This is a genomic window from Gracilibacillus kekensis (assembly GCF_900143085.1).
Taxonomy (GTDB): domain Bacteria; phylum Bacillota; class Bacilli; order Bacillales; family Amphibacillaceae; genus Gracilibacillus; species Gracilibacillus kekensis.
In genome coordinates this window covers 167,575-188,079 of sequence record NZ_FRCZ01000004.1, presented here as the reverse complement: position 1 = coordinate 188,079, position 20,505 = coordinate 167,575, and the positions used below count along the sequence as shown (strand labels likewise).

The 20,505-nt window shown below is 35.6% G+C and carries 17 protein-coding genes; all 17 read right to left on the bottom strand.

What is annotated here, in order from left to right; genetic code table 11:
* Entirely contained in the window at positions 1-2,595 is a 2,595-nt protein-coding gene (gene mutS / locus BUC25_RS11120) for a DNA mismatch repair protein MutS (RefSeq protein ID WP_073201949.1), read from the bottom strand.
* Between the two features lie 226 nt (positions 2,596-2,821).
* Complete coding sequence (locus tag BUC25_RS11115; protein WP_073201948.1) at positions 2,822-3,385, bottom strand: outer spore coat protein CotE; 564 nt, start codon at positions 3,383-3,385, stop codon at positions 2,822-2,824.
* A gap of 823 nt (positions 3,386-4,208) precedes the next feature.
* Positions 4,209-4,628, bottom strand: a complete 420-nt coding sequence (locus BUC25_RS11110; RefSeq protein WP_073201947.1) for a YlbF/YmcA family competence regulator — start codon at positions 4,626-4,628, stop codon at positions 4,209-4,211.
* Positions 4,629-6,206, bottom strand: coding sequence for a tRNA (N6-isopentenyl adenosine(37)-C2)-methylthiotransferase MiaB (gene miaB / locus BUC25_RS11105; protein WP_073201946.1), 1,578 nt, complete (start codon positions 6,204-6,206; stop codon positions 4,629-4,631).
* Positions 6,207-6,316: 110 nt separating this feature from the next.
* A complete protein-coding gene (locus BUC25_RS11100) occupies positions 6,317-7,234 on the bottom strand; it encodes a dipeptidase (RefSeq protein WP_073201945.1) in 918 nt (305 codons plus the stop codon).
* 317 nt (positions 7,235-7,551) lie between these two features.
* Complete coding sequence (locus BUC25_RS11095; protein WP_003468886.1) at positions 7,552-7,812, bottom strand: stage V sporulation protein S; 261 nt, start codon at positions 7,810-7,812, stop codon at positions 7,552-7,554.
* 234 nt (positions 7,813-8,046) lie between these two features.
* On the bottom strand, positions 8,047-8,844 hold the full coding sequence (locus tag BUC25_RS11090; protein ID WP_073201944.1) for a TIGR00282 family metallophosphoesterase: 798 nt from the start codon (positions 8,842-8,844) through the stop codon (positions 8,047-8,049).
* 324 nt (positions 8,845-9,168) lie between these two features.
* Positions 9,169-10,731, bottom strand: a complete 1,563-nt coding sequence (gene rny, locus BUC25_RS11085) for a ribonuclease Y (protein WP_073201943.1) — start codon at positions 10,729-10,731, stop codon at positions 9,169-9,171.
* 451 nt (positions 10,732-11,182) lie between these two features.
* Positions 11,183-12,223: a recombinase RecA gene (gene recA / locus BUC25_RS11080; protein ID WP_073201942.1), complete on the bottom strand. Its 1,041-nt coding sequence runs from the start codon at positions 12,221-12,223 to the stop codon at positions 11,183-11,185.
* Between the two features lie 192 nt (positions 12,224-12,415).
* A complete protein-coding gene (locus BUC25_RS11075) occupies positions 12,416-13,663 on the bottom strand; it encodes a competence/damage-inducible protein A (RefSeq protein WP_073201941.1) in 1,248 nt (415 codons plus the stop codon).
* Entirely contained in the window at positions 13,663-14,241 is a 579-nt protein-coding gene (pgsA, locus tag BUC25_RS11070; RefSeq protein WP_073201940.1) for a CDP-diacylglycerol--glycerol-3-phosphate 3-phosphatidyltransferase, read from the bottom strand. Before pgsA ends, BUC25_RS11075 begins: the two co-directional genes overlap by 1 nt.
* Before the next feature lie 161 nt (positions 14,242-14,402).
* Positions 14,403-15,302 (bottom strand): helix-turn-helix domain-containing protein, encoded by a 900-nt coding sequence (locus BUC25_RS11065; RefSeq protein ID WP_073201939.1) that lies wholly within the window; start codon positions 15,300-15,302, stop codon positions 14,403-14,405.
* A 280-nt stretch (positions 15,303-15,582) separates the two neighbouring features.
* Positions 15,583-15,840 carry a DUF3243 domain-containing protein gene (locus tag BUC25_RS11060; RefSeq protein WP_073201938.1) on the bottom strand — a complete coding sequence of 86 codons (258 nt, stop codon included), beginning with the start codon at positions 15,838-15,840 and terminating at the stop codon, positions 15,583-15,585.
* An 82-nt stretch (positions 15,841-15,922) separates the two neighbouring features.
* On the bottom strand, positions 15,923-16,642 hold the full coding sequence (gene ymfI / locus BUC25_RS11055) for an elongation factor P 5-aminopentanone reductase (protein WP_073201937.1): 720 nt from the start codon (positions 16,640-16,642) through the stop codon (positions 15,923-15,925).
* 9 nt (positions 16,643-16,651) lie between these two features.
* The gene (gene yfmH / locus BUC25_RS11050; protein WP_073201936.1) at positions 16,652-17,935 is read right to left on the bottom strand and encodes an EF-P 5-aminopentanol modification-associated protein YfmH; all 1,284 of its coding nucleotides are present in this window, start codon (positions 17,933-17,935) and stop codon (positions 16,652-16,654) included.
* Positions 17,925-19,211: an EF-P 5-aminopentanol modification-associated protein YfmF gene (yfmF, locus tag BUC25_RS11045; RefSeq protein WP_073201935.1), complete on the bottom strand. Its 1,287-nt coding sequence runs from the start codon at positions 19,209-19,211 to the stop codon at positions 17,925-17,927. Before yfmF ends, yfmH begins: the two co-directional genes overlap by 11 nt.
* Positions 19,212-19,627: 416 nt before the next feature.
* Positions 19,628-20,350, bottom strand: coding sequence for a GntR family transcriptional regulator (locus BUC25_RS11040; protein WP_073201934.1), 723 nt, complete (start codon positions 20,348-20,350; stop codon positions 19,628-19,630).
* Positions 20,351-20,505 lie beyond the last annotated feature (155 nt).

Sequence of the window (20,505 nt, the reverse complement as noted above, 5' to 3'; positions counted from 1 at the left end):
TCACTCCTTTTTTCCTTCAACTTTCTTCTGTAATTGGTATAGTTCATTCATGGCGTCCATAGGTGTCATATCTAACAAATTCCATTGTTTTATCGTGTTGAAAATCGCTTGATTCTCCCTGCTTTCTTGCTTCTTTGTCGGTTGCTCCTGTGCAAAAAAGGCCATTTGTTCCATTGCCAATGCTTGCTCTTCCTTTTTCTTATCAGTTTGTGGTTTTTCTTTCGTCATGCTTTCCAATTGAGATAAAATCACATTTGCTCTATTTATTAATGGATCCGGTAAACCGGCTAATTGTGCGACATGAATACCATAACTCTCATCCGCTGCCCCATCATGAATCTGGTGAAGAAAAACGACTTTTCCTTCAATTTCTTCCGCACGAACATGAATATTTTTCATAGCAGGCAAATGATCTTCAAGGCTTGTTAGTTCATGATAATGTGTTGAAAATAATGTTTTTGCCTTGATGTGGTCATGAATATATTCGATAATTGCCTGCGCTAAGGCCATACCGTCATATGTGCTGGTACCACGGCCAATTTCGTCTAACAAAATCAAACTATCTTTGGTTGCATGCTGAATCGCATGGTTTGCTTCTAACATTTCGACCATAAACGTACTTTGACCAGAAACAAGATCGTCGGCTGCACCAATACGAGTGAAAATTTGATCGACAATAGCTATTTCTGCTTTCTTTGCTGGAACAAAGCATCCAATCTGAGCCATGATAACCGTTAAGGCTAATTGTCGCATAAAGGTACTTTTACCAGACATATTGGGCCCGGTAATTAACAATAAATGCTTATCCTCAGATAAATCAATTGTATTTGGAACAAATTCGTCCTTCATGACCTTTTCAACTACCGGATGACGACTTTCTTCTAAATAGACACGATCATCCGTTGTAAACATTGGTTTCACATAATTATTTTCTTCACTTACAGTTGCAAAACTCTGTAACACATCTATTTCACTGATAATATCAGCTAAACGTTGTAAACTTGGAATGAAATCTTTTACCTTTTCCCTAATTTCTAAAAAGAGTTGATATTCTAAATCAACGCTTTTTTCCTCTGCTTCCAGTATCAATGTTTCCTTTTCTTTCAATTCCTCTGTAATGAATCTTTCCGCATTTGTTAATGTCTGTTTTCTTTGATAACGACCTTCCGGAATTAATGGAAGGTTTGGTCTCGTTACTTCAATGTAATAACCAAATACTCTGTTAAAGCCAATTTTTAATGATTTAATATTTGTTTCTGCTTTTTCCTTTTGTTCTAATTCAGCTATCCAGTGCTTCCCATTTGTGGATGCATGGCGATATTCGTCTAAGGATTTGTTATAACCGTCCTTTAAAATTTTGCCATCCATTATCGAAATAGGTGGATCCTCTGCTATTGCTTGGTCCAATAAATCAAACAATGGAGGTAAACCATCGATACCTTCCGCTAACCCTTTTACCGCTTCATTATCAAATTGTTTTAATTGCTCTTTAATAGTTGGAATCTTCGCTAACGAGCGTTTTAATTGGATCAAGTCACGTGCATTCACATTACCAAATGATACTCTACCTGATAATCGTTCCATGTCGTAAATGGATTGCAGCGCTTCTCTAATTTCTTCACGTTCAAAAAATTGATCATAAAATCCTGTAACAAGGTCAAGTCGTTTCTCAATTAAGGATTGAGTCAACAATGGACGTTCTAACCATTTCTTTAATTTCCGAGCACCCATTGCCGTTACAGTCCGATCAATTACCCATAAGAGACTTCCAAACTTTTCTTTGCGCATTAAAGAAGCAGTTATTTCTAAATTTCGTTTAGAATACATATCTAATGTCATATATTCTTCCAATTCGATAACTTGCGCTTTTTTTAAGTGTTCAATCGCACGTTTCTGAGTATGGAATAAATAATTATAAAGCGTAAGACAGGTCTGTTTTAAATTTCTGTCTTCCACATTTTCAACTAATAATTGCATATCATCTGGCAGTTTGATCTCTTTTGCATAGGAAACCGTTAATTGCATTTTATCGGTTAGCTCGCTAACGTAATTTTCAGATAGACTTTGCTCCACAACAATTTCCTTAATTGGCCTATTATATAACTCACTTAATACCGCATCCCATCCACGCTTGATATCCATAACAAACGTTTCACCGGTCGACATATCTGTATAGGCAAACGCAAATTGATGTTCCGTTGTTTGTGTTACCGCTGCTAAATAATTATTTTCTTTATCATCTAGCATATTACCTTCCATGACGGTCCCAGGTGTGATCAGTTGAACTACTTCTCTTTTGACAACCCCTTTAGCAACTTTAGGGTCTTCCACCTGCTCGCAAATGGCTACCTTATATCCCTTTTCAATTAATGCTTTTATGTAGTTTTCTGCAGAATGGTAAGGCACACCACACATCGGTATCCTTTCTTCTCCTCCACCATCCCGGCTTGTTAGTGTAATTTCAAGTTCAAGGGCAGCTTTTTTTGCATCCTCGAAAAACATTTCATAAAAATCGCCTAAACGGAAAAATAAAAAGCAGTCTTGATAATCTGCTTTGACTTTTAAATATTGCTGTATCATTGGCGTAAAACCCATTATAGTATCCCCCAACATCCTATCATTCTTGTAATATTATAGCATAGATGAACTTGGTAGATAAATAATTATAACGCCAACTTAAAACGAACTGCTATTAATAATCTTTTTTATTTTTTTAATCATTATAATACCAATTACAATCATTCATAACCTAACAAAACCACTGATTAATATCTTTTTTAAAATAAAAAAATACAGTGTGAGCAGCCCCACACTGTAGGTATTATTCTTCTTCTAAGTCATCAAGGAAATCTGGTTCTATTTCATCCAGTTCGTCATCTGAAATTGCCAGGTCCCAATCTTCATCATCGTATACTTTTCCTTCAGGATCAACTTTGACACAGATCTTAGTTTCACCAATTACTTCAACTAAAAATTCTCGTTCAACGTCTACCTTAATTTTATTGCCCTTTGTTTCAATACTGCACTCTAAACAATTTGGCTGTTGAATCACTTTCGCAAGTACTTCACACTCATCACCAATGTGGTGTTTATCACGAATGGATAATGGAACATAATCACAATATTCTACGCGCTCTGTTACTACCTCTGTTTTTGTATTGTCATTAAATGCATACCAAACATTAACATCATAGTGACCTCGGATTTCTACTGTTTCTTTTTTTACTAATTTTGCGTGATAGTTATGATTGATGATCCAACAACCTAGTATACTTGATGGACGGTGTGATGGTGTAATGGTGTTCGTATCTTGCTTAAACTTTCTACCCTTGCCAATGACCGCTTTTGTTATAATTTCTCGGTATTGTTGGTCTAAAAAAGACATGGAATTATAACCTCCCTCTTATTTCAATTCCATCATATGCGAGATATTCGTCTATAGTGCCATCATTCTTTTAAGAATATGTTAACCATAGATTCTACTCCATCCTATGCAGAAGCCTAGAAAAGTGTACTTGATTTCCAGGCTAATGACATCGTTTATATATCCACCAACCACAAACAACATTCACATATAAGATTATAGTTTAAAAAAGAAGAATTATGTGACATAACCCTAGTGGTAATTATGAGATTATAAATGTGCGTGAAAATCGCTGCGACTTGCCCACTTCCCTTTCCATGGGCTTTTTCCTTCAGCTAACTTTTCCAAGCAAAAACCGCATGGAAAAGTGGATCTTCAAGAAAAACGATCCCACAGGAGTGGAAGTGGCCGCCTCCGCTTAATGAAGTTCTACAAAGATTACAAGTGCTAGAATTTTGTATTGTTACAGATATGAACATATTTTGTGCATTTGGATAAGTAATCTAGATACAAATTCATACTTGATATGGATTAATTTATTCTTAATTTAGTTGTAGATCATTAAAAAGCGCAGGCGTCGGCTTCCACTCCTGCGGGATGTTTTTATCCGAAGATCCACTTTTTAAGCGTACTTTGCTTAAAAAGTTAGCTGAGGAGAAAAATCCGAGGAAAGGGAAGCCGACAAGCCGAAGCGATTGCAAAGCACATATAATATCTTATAATTACCACCACAATAGTATCGCATTGTCCTCCTTTCATTCACCAACTGGCTTATTTGTTCTTAACAATGATTTCCTAACATATAAAAAACCACGATCAACAAGTATGTTGATCATGGTTTTCATTAGCAGTGGCTTTTTCCTTTTTTGGAGCCTGTTTCTCCTGATAATACATCGCCATCGGTGGAACGAATGACTTCGTTGGTAATCTCTCTTGCTATTGTATTGGTAACTAGTTGCAAGATATCATTAATCACAACTTGTGATTCTTTAAACTCTTGAACAACAGGAATTTCATCGATTTCTGCTTGTAATCGATCAATCTCTGCTTCTACCCGCTTAAGTGCCTCTTGCTTACCATAAGCTTGAAAGTTCACAGCCTGTTTTTGTAGTGCTTTTATTTTTTTTATAGAACTTTGAATCTTATTATTATCATTTAATTTAGCTTCTAAATGTTTAAAGCGATCAATCTCTTCAATGTTAGCCATTTTGTTTGCCAAATTGTGTGCTTCTTCAATCACTTCTGCTCTTGTATATTTTGCCATTTAATTCACCTCAACTGCTGATTCGACCATTTCGCCGTCTAATGTCCACGTTTTTGTATTTACGATTTTAACTTCTACAATTTCACCAATGATAGACTTTGGTCCTCTAAAATTCACCAATTTGTTACGCTCCGTGTATCCAGATAATACTTCAGGATCTTTTTTACTTTCACCTTCTACAAGCACCTTAACTGTTTGACCCTGGTATTGCTGCATTGCTTCTGCGGATTGCTTGTTAACTAACGCATTTAAACGCTGAAGACGTTCCTTTTTTACTTCCATAGGAATATTATCTTCCCAACGTGCAGATGGAGTTCCCTCTCTTGGTGAATAAATAAATGTATAGGCACTTTCAAATCCGACCTCTTCCATAAGGGTCATCGTTTCTTCAAACTGTTCATCCGTTTCATTTGGAAATCCTACGATAATATCCGTTGTTAATGTTGCATTCGGCATTTCTGTTTTAATTTTTCTTACTAATTCAAGATACTGTTCTCTAGTATAACGACGGGCCATCACACGTAAAACGTCTGAACTTCCAGACTGTACTGGTAAGTGAATATGGTCTAACAAGTTTCCACCTTTTGCTAATACTTCAATTAAACGATCATCAAAATCCCTTGGGTGGGATGTAGTAAAACGAACACGTGGTATGTCTATTTTACTCATTTCTTCCATCAAGTCGCCAAGTCCATATTCAAATTCCAGATCTTTTCCATAGGCATTCACGTTCTGACCTAATAGTGTGATTTCTTTATATCCTTGTGCTGCTAAATGACGAACTTCCTGAATGATGTCCTCAGGCATACGGCTTCGCTCTTTACCTCTTGTGTAAGGAACAATACAATAGGTACAAAATTTATCGCAACCGTACATAATATTTACCCAAGCCTTGATCTTTCCTTTACGGACTTTCGGAAGGTTTTCAATAATGTCGCCTTCTTTTGACCAAACTTCTACCACCATTTCTTTTCCGAACATTGCTTCATTAATCAATTGTGGCAATCGATGGATATTGTGAGTACCAAATATCAAATCAATAAAAGGATGCTTCTTAAGGATTCGATTGACGACAGATTCTTCCTGAGACATACAGCCACAAACACCTAAAATAACATCTGGATTTTCTAATTTTAGCGGTTTTAAATGACCAATTTCTCCGAAGACTTTATTTTCCGCATTTTCACGAATTGCACAGGTATTTAGTAGAATAATGTCTGCCTCTTTGGTATCTTCTGTTGGTGTATAGCCCATGTTAGTGAGAATACCTGCCATTACCTCTGTATCATGTTCATTCATTTGACAGCCGTAAGTACGGATAAGGAACTTTTTACCTTTTCCTATTGCTTTCATTTCTAATGGTATATCGAAATCATAATGAACATCGACATCTTTTTTCAAACGTTTCTTTGCTTTTCTCATATTCGGTGGTTCATATGTTGTTTGAAAATATTTAGAAATTAAATCATCACTAGATAAGTTCTTTAATCGATCCAAATTATCATTCGTATCGGATTTTACGTCCGTTGAATTCTTTTGGTTGATTTGTTGACTTTCTAGTCGTTGTTTTTCATTCATTTTGTTTAACTCCTTTCTTACCCCTATTCTATCTTATAAGATAAAACTACTTCATCTATTATAGGGGATAACCCCTTGAAATACAAAGCGTATTTCCTGGATTTTATTAATTAGGATGGAAAATGTCTCAGAAAGTTCAAATAACTTATTTTCTGACACTGTTTCAGAGAAAATCTTTGATGGAGTGTTAATTGCAATGACCAATAATTATCGATAGCGGATAAGTGCTCTATAAATTGATCCGTTCCATCAAAGTCAGAACCAAATACTATATGGTCCTCAGCACCCATCTGAATAAAATGTGCAATATGATAAATTAAATCTGCAATTGTGGCTTTTTCTTTCTTCACAACGAAATCTTTCACAAATGTAATACCAATGAGTCCATTTTTTTCGATGATTTTTTTTATCTGTTCATCATCGAGGTTTCTGGCATGATCACAAATTTTTCGACTATTAGCATGTGAAACAATGACATGATTCGCTAATTCGATAGCATCATTAAATCCCTGCGTAGAGATATGAGCTAAGTCTATCCACACTTTTTCTTGATTAGCTAGTTGAATCACTTTTTTTCCAAAATCAGTTAGTCCCGCAGCTCTTGATTCGCCTATACCGTCTACGGCTAAATTAGCTGTGTTCCAAGACATACCAATCATCTTAACTCCTAGTCGAATGAGCAACCTTAATTTAAACAGATCATTCCCTATACAATCAAGTCCTTCTAAGGTTAGCATTGCTCCTTTCTCATATGATTTTAATTCTTCTATATCTAATTTTTGTTTTATCCATTTTATATCTGAGTACGGTTTAATAATTTTCTCAATAAACAGATCGATCATTTCGAGTGCGATGATAAATTTTGACTCTGTCGGAATATGTTCTGGAACATAAATTGCAAAACATTGAACCCTTACTGGACTGTTTATCCATTTTTGTCGATTTACATCTAACACGACATCATCAATGAAATCCACTTTATGCAACCACATTTTTAACAATGCATCACAATGGCAATCAATGATCATCCGTTTCACTCCCAAAAGCTTGATTGCAATCTATTTTCATGAGTAAAGAAAGTGTATAATCCGCAGTATCAACTCTTTTTCAATGTAGCTTTTTTGAAATATAGTGACTATTAATCCACCGCTTCGGCTGTCCACTTCCCTTTCCATGGCGTTTTCCCTTCAGCCCCTTGGAAAGCAAAGTGGGCAAGCCGAAGCGGGTGTTTTACCTATCTTATATTTCGAAATTACCACTAAAAGGACCGGGTGGGCTCCCGCTTTTTCTTAAATACACACAAAAACCTGTTTGTCAGCAACAAACAGGTTACGAAAAATTACTATTATCTTGGTTCTACAATTAATTTGATTGCAGTACGCTCTTCATTATCAATCATAATATCAGTAAAAGCTGGAATACAAATGAGATCCACTCCACTTGGAGCAACAAAACCGCGTGCGATCGCAACTGCCTTCACTGCTTGATTAAGTGCACCAGCACCTATCGCTTGGATTTCCGCTGAACCACGTTCTCGTAATACATTTGCAAGTGCGCCTGCTACAGAATTCGGGTTTGATTTTGCTGAAACTTTTAATATGTCCATTCCTGGTACCTCCTTCAATTGCTATTGTTATCCCACTTTAACTATATTCATGATAATGAAAGATATTCCTTTTAATTATGAAGGATAAAATCAAAAATTTCAAATAAAGCGAGCATTCTAACAAAGGAGATTATTAGATCTCATTGAATGGTAGAGAATTTTATCAGATGGTAGTGCCATTTACCTTAAACCTTAACATTCGGAATATTACGAAAGACTACACCGTGATAGAGGTTATGAGAAAAATGGATGGTCATCGTTTATTTGTATTCGTTCAATCTTAGAAGCTTTACCGGTAGATGCCTCTACATCAATTAGAACTCCACTTAATTGATTTCGACCTGTTTTTGGAACTTCAAAACGGACGGGTAGTCCAGTCAAAAACTTCTTAATCACTGCATCACGTTCCATACCTAAGATACCGTCATATGGACCAGTCATACCAACATCAGATATGTAGGCAGTACCGTTTGGTAATATGCGATTATCTGCTGTTTGGACATGTGTATGTGTTCCTACAACAACACTAGCTTTTCCATCTGTATACCAACCAAAAGCTTGCTTCTCACTTGTAGCTTCTGCGTGAAAGTCAACAAAAATAATGTTTGTACGTTTTTTTGCTTGTTCAATTAATTCATCTAGCTTGCGAAAAGGATCATCGACAGGCTGCATAAATGTTCTGCCTAGTAAATTTATTACAGCTATTTCTTTTCCGTTTGATTTAATATAAACAATTTCATTTCCTGGTGTATCAGGTGGCAGGTTCCCAGGACGAACCATATATGTAGCATCATCAATAAAGTTAAAGATTTCTCTTTTATCCCAAGTATGATTCCCCATCGTTAATGCTTGTGCGCCCCACTCTAATAAGCTTTTATAAATCTTTTCGGTAATACCCTTTCCTGCTGCTGCATTTTCACCATTTATTATGGTTACATGTGGCTGATATTTCAATTTTAGTTTCGGTAAGTACTCTTGTACCATATCTCTTCCAGGTGAACCGACAACGTCACCAATAAATAATATCTTCATGAACGTCTACCTTTCTCTTATAGTAACCATAGTTTTGCATACAATATTGTAAAAGTCAAAATATCTAAGAAAAGTGAATCATGATGTCATTCTCCTAAGAATAGAGAAGGTGAAAAAGGATCTGGTTTTACCATCTTCAACTTTACTCTAACGCAGAAGCCGATTTATAAAGTAGCCAACTTTTTAGGAAGTCCATATCTTGTCTTTACTGATAATTGTATTGATTCAAAAAGCTCTCTCAAACATGAAAAATCCAAACGATGTATCGAGATCTAGTCGAATATCGTTTGGATTTTATCAATTACAAAAAGTTTGTACGAGTTTTTATTTTGCGTATTCTACGGAACGAGTTTCACGAATTACCGTTACCTTTATGTGACCTGGATAATCCAACTCATCTTCAATTCGTTTTCGGATATCTCTTGCAATTTTAGTAGATTCGGCATCATCAATTTCATCTGGTTTAACAATAATTCGTACTTCTCTACCAGCTTGGATTGCAAATGATTTCTCTACTCCTGCATAAGATTCGGAAATTTCTTCTAACTTTTCTAGACGTTTAATATAATTCTCTAACGTTTCACTACGTGCACCAGGTCGAGCTGCAGATAATGCATCAGCTGCTGCAACGATCACAGCGATCACAGAAGTTGCTTCCTCATCGCCGTGGTGTGAAGCTATTGAATTAATCACCACTTCATTTTCTTTGTACTTCGTTGCTAGTTCCTTACCAATCTCGACGTGACTTCCTTCTACTTCATGATCGATTGCCTTACCAATGTCATGTAATAAACCAGCACGTCTGGCAAGCGTTTGATCTTCTCCGAGCTCAGCAGCTAATAGACCGGATAAATAAGCTACTTCCGTAGAGTGTTTAAGCACATTTTGGCCATAGCTTGTACGATATTTTAATCGACCTAAAATTTTAACTAAATCAGGATGAAGACCATGAACTCCTATTTCAAATGTTGTCTGCTCTCCAAAATCACGAATATATTCATCGACCTCACGTCTTGATTTATCCACCATTTCTTCAATTCTAGCTGGGTGAATTCGTCCATCTTGCACTAGTTTTTCTAATGCAATTCGAGCAATTTCCCGACGAATTGGGTCAAAACCAGATAGGATAACTGCTTCTGGTGTATCATCAATAATTAGATCAATTCCTGTAAGTGTCTCTAAAGTACGAATATTTCGACCTTCACGACCGATAATTCGACCTTTCATCTCATCATTCGGAAGATTGACAACGGAAACAGTAGTTTCAGCAACATGATCCGCAGCACATCGTTGAAGAGCTAAGGATAAAATATTTTTGGCCTTTTTATCCCCTTCTTCTTTCGCGCGATTTTCTGCTTCTTTGATGATCATAGCTGATTCATGCGTAACTTCTTCTTCCACACGTTGCAAAATGATTTGTTTTGCCTGATCAGTGGTATATCCTGAAATCCGCTCTAATTCTGCTTGTTGCTCGCTTAGCATTGCTCCAACTTTGCTTTCCATTTCCTCAATTTGTTGTTGTTTTTCTGTAAGCGAACTTTCTTTCTTTTCTAGCAATAGCTCACGCTTGTCTAGAGTTTGATCTTTACGATTTAGATTTTCTTCCTTCTGCATGAGACGACTTTCAAGCTTTTGAATTTCTGCACGACGTTCTCGTAACTCTTCATCAGCTTGTTGACGAATTTTATGGTTTTCGTCTTTCGCTTCTAACAATGCTTCTTTTTTGGCCACTTCTGCGTTCTTATGACCTTCTTCCACAATTTGTTTAGCTAACTCTTCAGCGCTAGAGATTTTCTTCTCCGCTAATTTCTTTCGAATCAGATAACCAACAACAATACCGACAAATGTAAGCAAAATGGAGATGACAATAAATAGTAGATCTTCCACACCTTCACCTCCTCTTGCTATAAACTTGTACAATTTTTTTAAGTCGGCATGTACAATGAATACTGTTTAATAAATTTAAGTGTATAATATTTTTAAATTATACATGTTAATTTTAATCTTCTATTACTAGGATGTCAAGGAATGTAAAGGATATCACCCTATAATATTTAAGCTCCGTAACCATTGGCTACGGAGCTTTGTTCTAGTTTAGCAGACTTGTGTATAAAGCTTAACATATATATACGTGTCAAGCTCTGAGCGCAAAAACTAGGTAACTCTCGTAATGATAAATCATCATCATGATAAATCATCATCATTTCGTAAAGTGAGGAGCATCTGCTAAGTACGCCTACGTCCTATAGGCAACACTTCCTGTGTAAGTTAGTGATTTCTTTATTTTAGTTAATTACGAAGTTGCTACCTTTTTTACCTGCACTCTGCATTTTTGTTCTTATTCATCTAGCAAACTTTGAGGTGCTTCTTCATTTCCCTCTGTTTCTTCTACTTCATCTAATTCATAATGTGCTCGTATTGCACGGTGAATTTCATCTTGAATCTCAGGATTTTCTTTCAGAAATTGTTTTGCATTTTCCCTTCCCTGACCAAGTCTTTCATCATTGTAGGAATACCATGCACCACTTTTAAGCACAATATCTAAGTCAGAGCCAATATCTAGAAGTTCTCCCTGTCTTGAGATACCTTCTCCATACATGATATCTACTTCAGCCTGTTTGAATGGTGGAGCTACCTTATTCTTCACCACTTTAATACGGGTTTTGTTTCCGACCATATCATTACCAATTTTTAATGTTTCAGCACGTCTAACCTCTAAACGGACAGAGGAATAGAATTTAAGTGCTCTACCACCTGGAGTTGTTTCAGGATTTCCGAACATTACCCCAACTTTTTCTCGAATTTGATTAATAAATATTGCCGTAGTTTTAGATTTATTAATAGCACCTGATAGTTTACGCAATGCTTGAGACATCAGTCGTGCTTGTAGACCGACATGGGCATCACCCATTTCACCTTCAATTTCGGCTTTCGGTACTAATGCTGCTACCGAGTCAATAACAACTATATCCACTGCACCACTACGAACTAATGCTTCAGCAATTTCTAATGCTTGTTCCCCGGTATCTGGTTGAGATAATAATAATTCATCTACATCAACACCTAATTTTCTCGCATATATTGGGTCTAGCGCATGTTCTGCATCAATAAATGCAGCTTGTCCACCAGCCCGTTGTGCTTCCGCAATCGCATGAAGCGATACCGTTGTTTTACCTGAGGATTCCGGACCATATATTTCAACAACTCTCCCTCGTGGATATCCACCAACACCTAACGCAACATCAACTGCGATTGATCCACTGGAAACAGTAGCCATTTTCTGTTCTGCTTGTTCCCCCATTTTCATAATGGAACCCTTACCGAACTGTTTCTCAATTTGTTTTAACGCCATATCTAAGGCCTGTTTTCTATCACTCACATTTATTCCTCCTTCATATTCCTATTACTATCTTACATCCTTTTTTCGTGTTTCACAAGTAATAAATCGAATAAACGTTCCCTTTTTTTCACCGAAATTACTTATATAAGTTGAAATTCCCATAAGGAAAGCATTTTTTCACGTATAAATCTCATAAAAAAATGCTTTTTTATTAGTTTTAAATTTTTTCTTTCATTCTTTTAAATAATTAAAAAACAGTTCATATGCTTTTTTTACCGCTCTATTTCGAATCGCTTTACGGTCGCCATTAAACTGAAATTTCTCTGTGTAAAAAGTATTATCTTCAGCACAAATCGATATATATACCGTACCAACAGATTGATTCTCGATTTCCTCAGGACCAGCTACACCTGTAAAGCTAATACCTATATCAGAGTGATAGACTTTCTTTACATGGGATGACATTGCCTCCGCACACTCTTTACTTACAGTACCATGTGTCGACAATAATTCAGAGTCAATTTTTAGTGCAGCTGCCTTTGAATTAGTATGGTAAACAACAGCAGCTCCTTTAAAAAGGATGGACGCCCCTTGATGATCTACAATACTAGAAGCAAAGGCACCACCTGTCAGGCTTTCAGCACTAGCGATAGTAAGCTTATTATGTGTTAAAAGATCCAATACTTTTTGTTCAATATTTACTTCATCATAGCCATAGAGATAATTACCGACTATTTTTATAATTTTTTGCTCAACGGTATCAATCATTTGTTCCGCTTCCGAAGCATCTTTCGCTTTTGCCGTTAATCGTAACGCAACTTCCCCTTCTGAAGCTAATGGGGCAATCGTTGGATTTGTTTGATTTGATATCAACTCTTTCAACTCAAATTCAAGTTGTGACTCACCAATTCCGATAAAGCGTAACATCCGAGAACGAATTACCGTTTCTAATTTAAATTGTTTCGAGAGAAATGGAAGAACTTCTTCAGTCATAATCGCTTTCATTTCCCGAGGAACACCTGGCATAAAGACCCAAATTTTTTTATTATATTCCACAATGATACCAGGAGCAATGCCTACTGAATTTTTTAACACAGTTGCTCCTTCAAACACATGTGCTTGTTTGAGATTGTTCGGTGTCATCTGACGATTGTTTTTAGCAAAAAATTGGTCCATTTTTGTTAATGTTGCTTGATCGTAAATAATCGGCAAATCAGAAATATTTTGAAATGCTTCTCGTGTTAAATCATCTTCCGTCGGTCCTAGACCACCAGTGATAAAAATAACATCAGATCGTTGCTCTGCTTCACTAAACACAGTCGTTAAACGTTGTTCATTATCTCCTACTACCGTGTGATAATAAACGGAAAGCCCGTTATCTGCTAAACGCTGTGATATCCAGGCTGCGTTTGTATTTACAATTTGTCCTAATAAAAGTTCTGTTCCAACAGAGATAATCTCTGCTTTTATCTCTCTCATTATTTAGAATCCCCCATTACATGCCAATTTTTCACAAAATATTCTAATCCAGACCAAATAGTAATAATCAATGCTGCATATAATAGGATGGTATCCATAGGTAACTCCATTGCAGAAAAAGGGATATTATGTAATAGCATAACAATGATAGCTACAATTTGCAGTACCGTTTTTAATTTTCCCATTTGACCTGCAGCAAGTACAATACCTTCACCTGCAGCCACTAGTCGCAATCCGGTTACTGCAAATTCACGGCTGATAATCAAAATAACTACCCAGGCAGGTGCCATTTCTAAAGCAACTAATAAAATAAAAGCTGCTGAAACTAATAATTTATCTGCCATCGGATCAAGAAACTTTCCAAGATTGGTCACTAATTTATATTTTCTTGCATAATAACCATCCAGCCAGTCCGTCGCAGAGGCAACAGCAAATATAATTACTGCTATTAAGTGAGATACAGGAAGCGATTGATCTGCAATTGACAATTGCCCCCAATCAAATGGGTAGGAAAGTAATAAAATAAAAATTGGGATTAACATTATACGTGAAATGGTAATTCTATTTGGAATATTCATTCGGTACACTCCTTCTTTATCAAACACATTTATCTTAGATTCTTATTCCCGATCATAAGTTTTGCAAACTGTGGAAATCTTGTATAAGTTATCTTTATTTTGTAAACAGAGTAAAAACAAACCCTCTTTCTTTTTAGCAAAGAGGGTTCTTTCTAATCGTATTATTGTTCATCGAGGGTTATCCAAGCTTCCTGTACAGTTGAAGCTTGAATTTCATCTGACAATGTTAAATCTATCTCATTAATGCTAATATTTATCGATTGAGGTTCAGCAAATTTAATATAAACTTCTCCCATATCTGAAATATTTATCTCTGTAGGACTATTATCAGTAGTTAACATTTCATAAAACAAACGTTCACCGTTTTCATCCTCAACTTCTACCCAGTTTTGATTCTCCGTGTTTAGCACTAATTCCACATTATCTTCTGAAGTCGTGACCGTATAATACGATTCATTATTTTCGTAATTATCCAGGCTTATTTCTGTTTGAGGTTCAGGTTCCTCTAATTCTTTTTCTTCTACTTCTTCTTCATCTGAATCTTCAGAAGTGTCCTCTTCATTGTTACCATTGGTATTTTCATCTTGTGATGGGCGTAATTCAACTGACTCGCCAGCATTAGAATCATTATCATCAACTGGTGTTGGATCACCATCATTGTCGCTCCCAAAATAACCTTGTTTAAATAACCAAACAAGTACGATGATACCAATGATCAATAAAACAACAATAATACTTGGTAAAAATGAAAAGATAGTAGGTGAATTTACAGTAGGTTTATTTTTTTTGCTACTTTTCACTCGGGTTAATGCAATATTTTCTTCCTTTTCAAAAGGCAGATCATTTTTATACTCATCCATTAATTCTTCAGCATTTATGCCCAATACATTGGCATATTCTTTAATAAAAGCCCGTACATAAAAAGAACCCGGCATTACATTAAACCGTTCTTGTTCAATAGCATCCAAATATCTTGCTTGTATTTTCGTCATTTTTTGGACTTCTTCTAAAGTCATATTTTTAAGTTCCCGTTCTTGCTTTAATCGTTCTCCGATTCCCATATGTAACACCATCCATCAATCTTTAATCTATAGTTTTAATTTAATGTTCTTTTCTATTCAAACTTAACTCTATTATATATGACGTTTAATCATTGCTTATCGTTTCATGTAAATAACATATCTTCATCATATCTTAAAATAATACGAATGAAAAGTGATATTTTTCTGGAAAACAGGAAAAATAAGAAATTTCTTACTTTCCATTTACATCCATGCTTATTTTAGCAGCTCTAAAAATTGAAAAACCCTATAAAACATAAAGTTCTATAGGGCATGAAAACTATTTTGTACCTTCATTTTGGACTAGCTTTACCATTATATTAGCAATGGCATGCTGTTCTTTTTGATCTGCTGCATTCCATAAGTCTCGCAGGATCTGTTCTTGATCATTTTTTGCTTCCACTTCTGTTGATAAGTAACCACCAATGTCATAAGCAAGTTCAGATATTGCCTGGTTACTTATTCCATTATTCTCTGCATCATGTAATCGATCACCTAAAAAATCTTTCCATGACTCAAAATTGTCAATAACAGACATGTTCATTCCTCCTTTATCAGCATACATTACTATCTTTCGATAATTTCTGAAAAATATGCATACTAACAAATAGAGAATGTCATCATCCCCACGCGCCATTCACTCGAATTATTTCACCTTGAATATATGTTGCACTGTCGCTACACAGAAATTGGACAGCTCCCGCTACATCCTTAGGAGTTCCAGCACGTTGTAAAGGAATGTCTTGGATGAGTTCAGCTTTTTCTTCTACTGTTAACGTGTGATTCATCTTTGTATCAATGAACCCAGGGCTTACTCCATTTACATATATATTACTTGGACCAAGTTCTTTTGCCAACGATTTAATGTAAGCCTGCTGTCCACCTTTTACAGAAGAATAAGCGACCTCACAACTTGCTCCAATTTCACCCCAAATAGACGTTATGAGCACCATTCTGCCGAAACTCTGTTGTATCATATTAGGAATCAACCGCTGAGATATCTTCCACGGTGCTTTTAAATGAAGGTGCAGCATCTCATCCAGTGTTTTATCGTCCATATCTTGAAACAAACCATAATAGGTCGCACCACTTGTAAAAATAAAATGGTCCAATTGAGATGGCAGTTGCTCAAGAAATTGATCCAGCCCATTCGGAGTTGATAAGTTGGATTGGATAACTTCAATAATTTGTTTTGCTGAAATGTGATTAAGAATATCATCGATAGCAGCTCTGTTTTGATGATAATGCAATACCAAAGAATGTCCCTGTTCAGCTAATTGTATTGCAATGGCTTTTCCAATTTCTCCACTCGCACCCGTAATTAACGTTCTTTTTTTCATGATCAACCTCTATTCATTTGTGACAAAACACGTTGATAGTTGTTGCTCACTGATCCACGTTTTCGTAAATGAAGTAATGTCTTCATAGGTCAATTGTTCTAACCACTTTACGCTTTCAAAAAAGTCAATGCCTAACAATTGATAATGTGTATATTGATTCGCTATAAATTCAAGAGAATTCATAGCACGTAACAATTGGCCAATTTTTTTTCGTTTGATACGTTCGAAGCTATCTTGATCTATTGGAGATGTTTTTAAATTTAATAATTCTTCTTTTACTAATTGTGCTAATTTCTTTGGATCCTTTGAATTGCCACCGATTATACTGAAACCAAAATTGCGTTCCAAATGTGACTCACAACTAAAGGACTGATCAATTAGTCCAGCTTCATACAATCTCTCATATGCAACACCACTTCTTGAGAACAAGTGATCTAGCGCAATGTCCATCATCCATTCCTTCAACATAAAGGTTTTGGGGTCCTCAGGAATCTGATTTTCCTTAACTCCTATTAAAGCTTTTGGTACAGAGACGGGCATTTTGATTTCAAGTTCTTGTTCAGCTACATGATCAGGTTCATTCGGAAATTTTCTCGTAATTGGGCTTGGTTCGTCAAATTGCTTTTGCTCTTGATTTTCTTTTATAAATGACATTGTTTCCTGTGGATCGACATTCCCAGCTATAAATAACACCATATTATTGGGATGATAAAACGTATTGTAGCACGTATATAAATCATCTTTAGTAATATCATTAATGGATTCCACTGTGCCAGCAATATCGATTTGAACCGGATGGTGGTGATATAAGCTTTTTATCGTACCAAAAAAAGCTCTCCAATCAGGCTGATCATCGTACATTCGGATTTCTTGAGCAATAATCCCTTTTTCTTTTTCGACAGATTGCTCTGAAAAGTATGGATCTTGCACAAAATCAACAAGTGTTTTCAAATTTTCCCTGATTTTAGATGTTGCAGAAAATAAATATGCTGTTTTAGTAAAGGAAGTAAAGGCATTTGCAGACGCTCCTGTTTTAGAGAAGTCTTGAAATACATCACGATCTTCTTTCTCAAATAGTTTATGCTCTAAGAAATGAGCAATGCCATCTGGTACTGTTTGAACATCCTGTTGATTAAGTGGCACGAAACTTTGATCAATCGATCCATAATTTGTTGTAAAAATAGCAAATGTTTTAGCCATTTCCTTCTTCGGCAGGATAAAAACACGTAATCCATTGGGAAGCGTGTCAGAATATATATTTTCTTCAATCTGTTGATAATAATTATGCTTCATTTTGTGCTGCCTCCTTACTAGTCAAAAGATAAACCGTGTCTAGCTGAATTTGATTAGCTACTTCTATCACTTGTTCTTTCGTAACATGCTTTACATTTTCTAATAGATTATTTGGTGATAATGTAGATTGAGCTAAAACGCTTTGATAATGAAGTTCAATCATTCCTTGAGGATTATCTAACGTTTCTCTTAATTGATTAATTGTCATTTCTTTGGTTTCAAGTAAGTCTGTATCCGTAAATTGTCCTTGTCGCATCTGCTCCATTTGCTCTAAAATAATTTCTCTTGCTTTGTCATATTGATCTGGACCAATTCCGCTAAATACAAACATTAAACCTTTATGACTTTCGATTCTTGACGCTGCATAATAGGCAAGACTGTGTTTTTCTCTGACGTTCATAAATAATTTGGAACTAGGAAACCCTCCAAATAAACCATTAAATACATGCAGTGCTGGATAAGCAGGATCGTCATAGGTAATATTTGTTCGATAACCAAAGTGTAACTTAGCTTGGTTTAAGTCGTCCTCTTCGATAATGGTTTGTTCGGTCGGCTGAACAACTTTCTTATCCTTTTGAATAGCTGGCTGTCTTCTACCACCATCAATCAGGTTCGTGATTTTTTCTTCTACAGGCAAACCTTCAATGTCCCCTAACACAAATACATCCAGATGGTCATTCTCTAACATATTTGTGTAGTATTTATACATGTCTTCTGCTGTTATATCATCCAGATCCTCTTCATAACCATGAACACGTAGTCGATAAGCTTCGTCTTTACACATTTCCTCAATCATTCTATTATTAGCAAAACTCATTTTATCTTCTTTCAATGCATCTATTTTATTTTGTAACGTTTGCTTTTCGCGAGTAACAATTGCTGAATCAAAGGATTGATCTTCAACTTTAGGTTGATAAAGCACTTCTCTTAAAAAGTCAATTCCGTTATTTAATAAATCCTGAGAACCAGCAATGTACTGTTCATTCGGTAGTTCCAGTCGAATGGTTAATATATGGTTTTCACCTTTTTTACTGCTATCTATCGATAAAACCGTTCCATATAATTCATCCAAATGTTGTCTTAATTTTATAGCTGTTGGGTAATTTTTTGTACCTTGCTGCAAAATATAAGGTAAAAGCGCTCTTTTAGTCACATTCTCTCTAGTCAAGGTTGTCGTAAATTTTAATGACAAGTGAATTGTCTTAAATTTCTTAGTATGTATAAGGTGTACATCATAACCATCTTGTTCAATAATTCTCTCTAATTTGTCTACCATTAACATTACTCCTTTTTATTAAAATTACGTTATCTTGTTATATTCTATCAAAAAAACCCAGATATTATGCTTCCCATCAAAAAAGACCCTTAATTTTATTAATAGACCAAAAAAAGCAAAAGACACTAACTGCGAAGTTGTGACAATTCATAAAATTTGGTCCCCTTCACGGGATATGAGGTATTGTAGACAGGATAATCGATTGTCTTAACGGGAAAAAGTGATCGCTTCACGGGATAACTCTTGTTATCCCGTGAAGGAAACCAAGTATCCCGTGAAGCGATAGGTATATCCCGTCAAGAGAAGTCATTATCCAGTGAAGAACATTTTTCATATATCTTAATTACTTCACAGTTTAGTTTTGTTGTGATATTTTTGTTTTGAAAAAGATCTGGTAAGGTACCAGATCTTAATGATTACAATCGTTTTCGTAACACATAAAAACTAAACACATCTGCTCTAAAGAAGTTTGCCGAATATAAAACTGGTTCATTTTCTTTGGTATAATGCATTTGTCGTAACAATAACAAAGCTTGATCGGGTTCACAATTTAATATTGGTGAAATTCGTTCATGGTAACCAATAGGTTCAATATAGGCCACCGCATAGTCTATATCTTTTTTAGCATATGTCTTAAGTGCTTGAAAAATTGACTCCTGGCTATGGATTAGTTCCAATGGCATAACTTGATGATCAACACGATCAATACAGTAGACAACAGGCTCACCATCCGCGGTCCTAACACGCTCTAATTGAGCGAACTGATCAATTTCTAATGGCTCGAACCTTCGCTTATCCTCGTCCGTAGGTTCTGTGAGATCCGCAGATATATATTGTACACCAGGTACCTTACCGGATTTTAATATCATCTCAGTCACACTACCTAGTTGTTCTATTCCTGAAGATAGAATCGGTTTCGTGTGCACATAAATGCCAACACCAGGACGTCGAATTAAAATATTTTCCTCTTCTAAGATGGAAATAGCGTCTTTTATTTCTTTTCTTGAAACACCTAAATTTTTTGCTAATTCGTATTCTGTAGGCAATTTCTCTTTCTCTTTATAATGCCCTTCTTCTATTAATTTTTTTATATATTGAACAGCAGTAATCGTTGATCCATTATTTAAATTAGATAGCATAGTTTCCCCCCAACCAATCTATATTCAACTGTAATAATAGTATTACAAACAAATATAACACTTTTAAATCTAATAATAAAGCGAGACTTCCATCAAAGGGAAGTTTTAACTCGATAAACATCACTTAATAAATGTTAGCACCCTTCACCTTATTT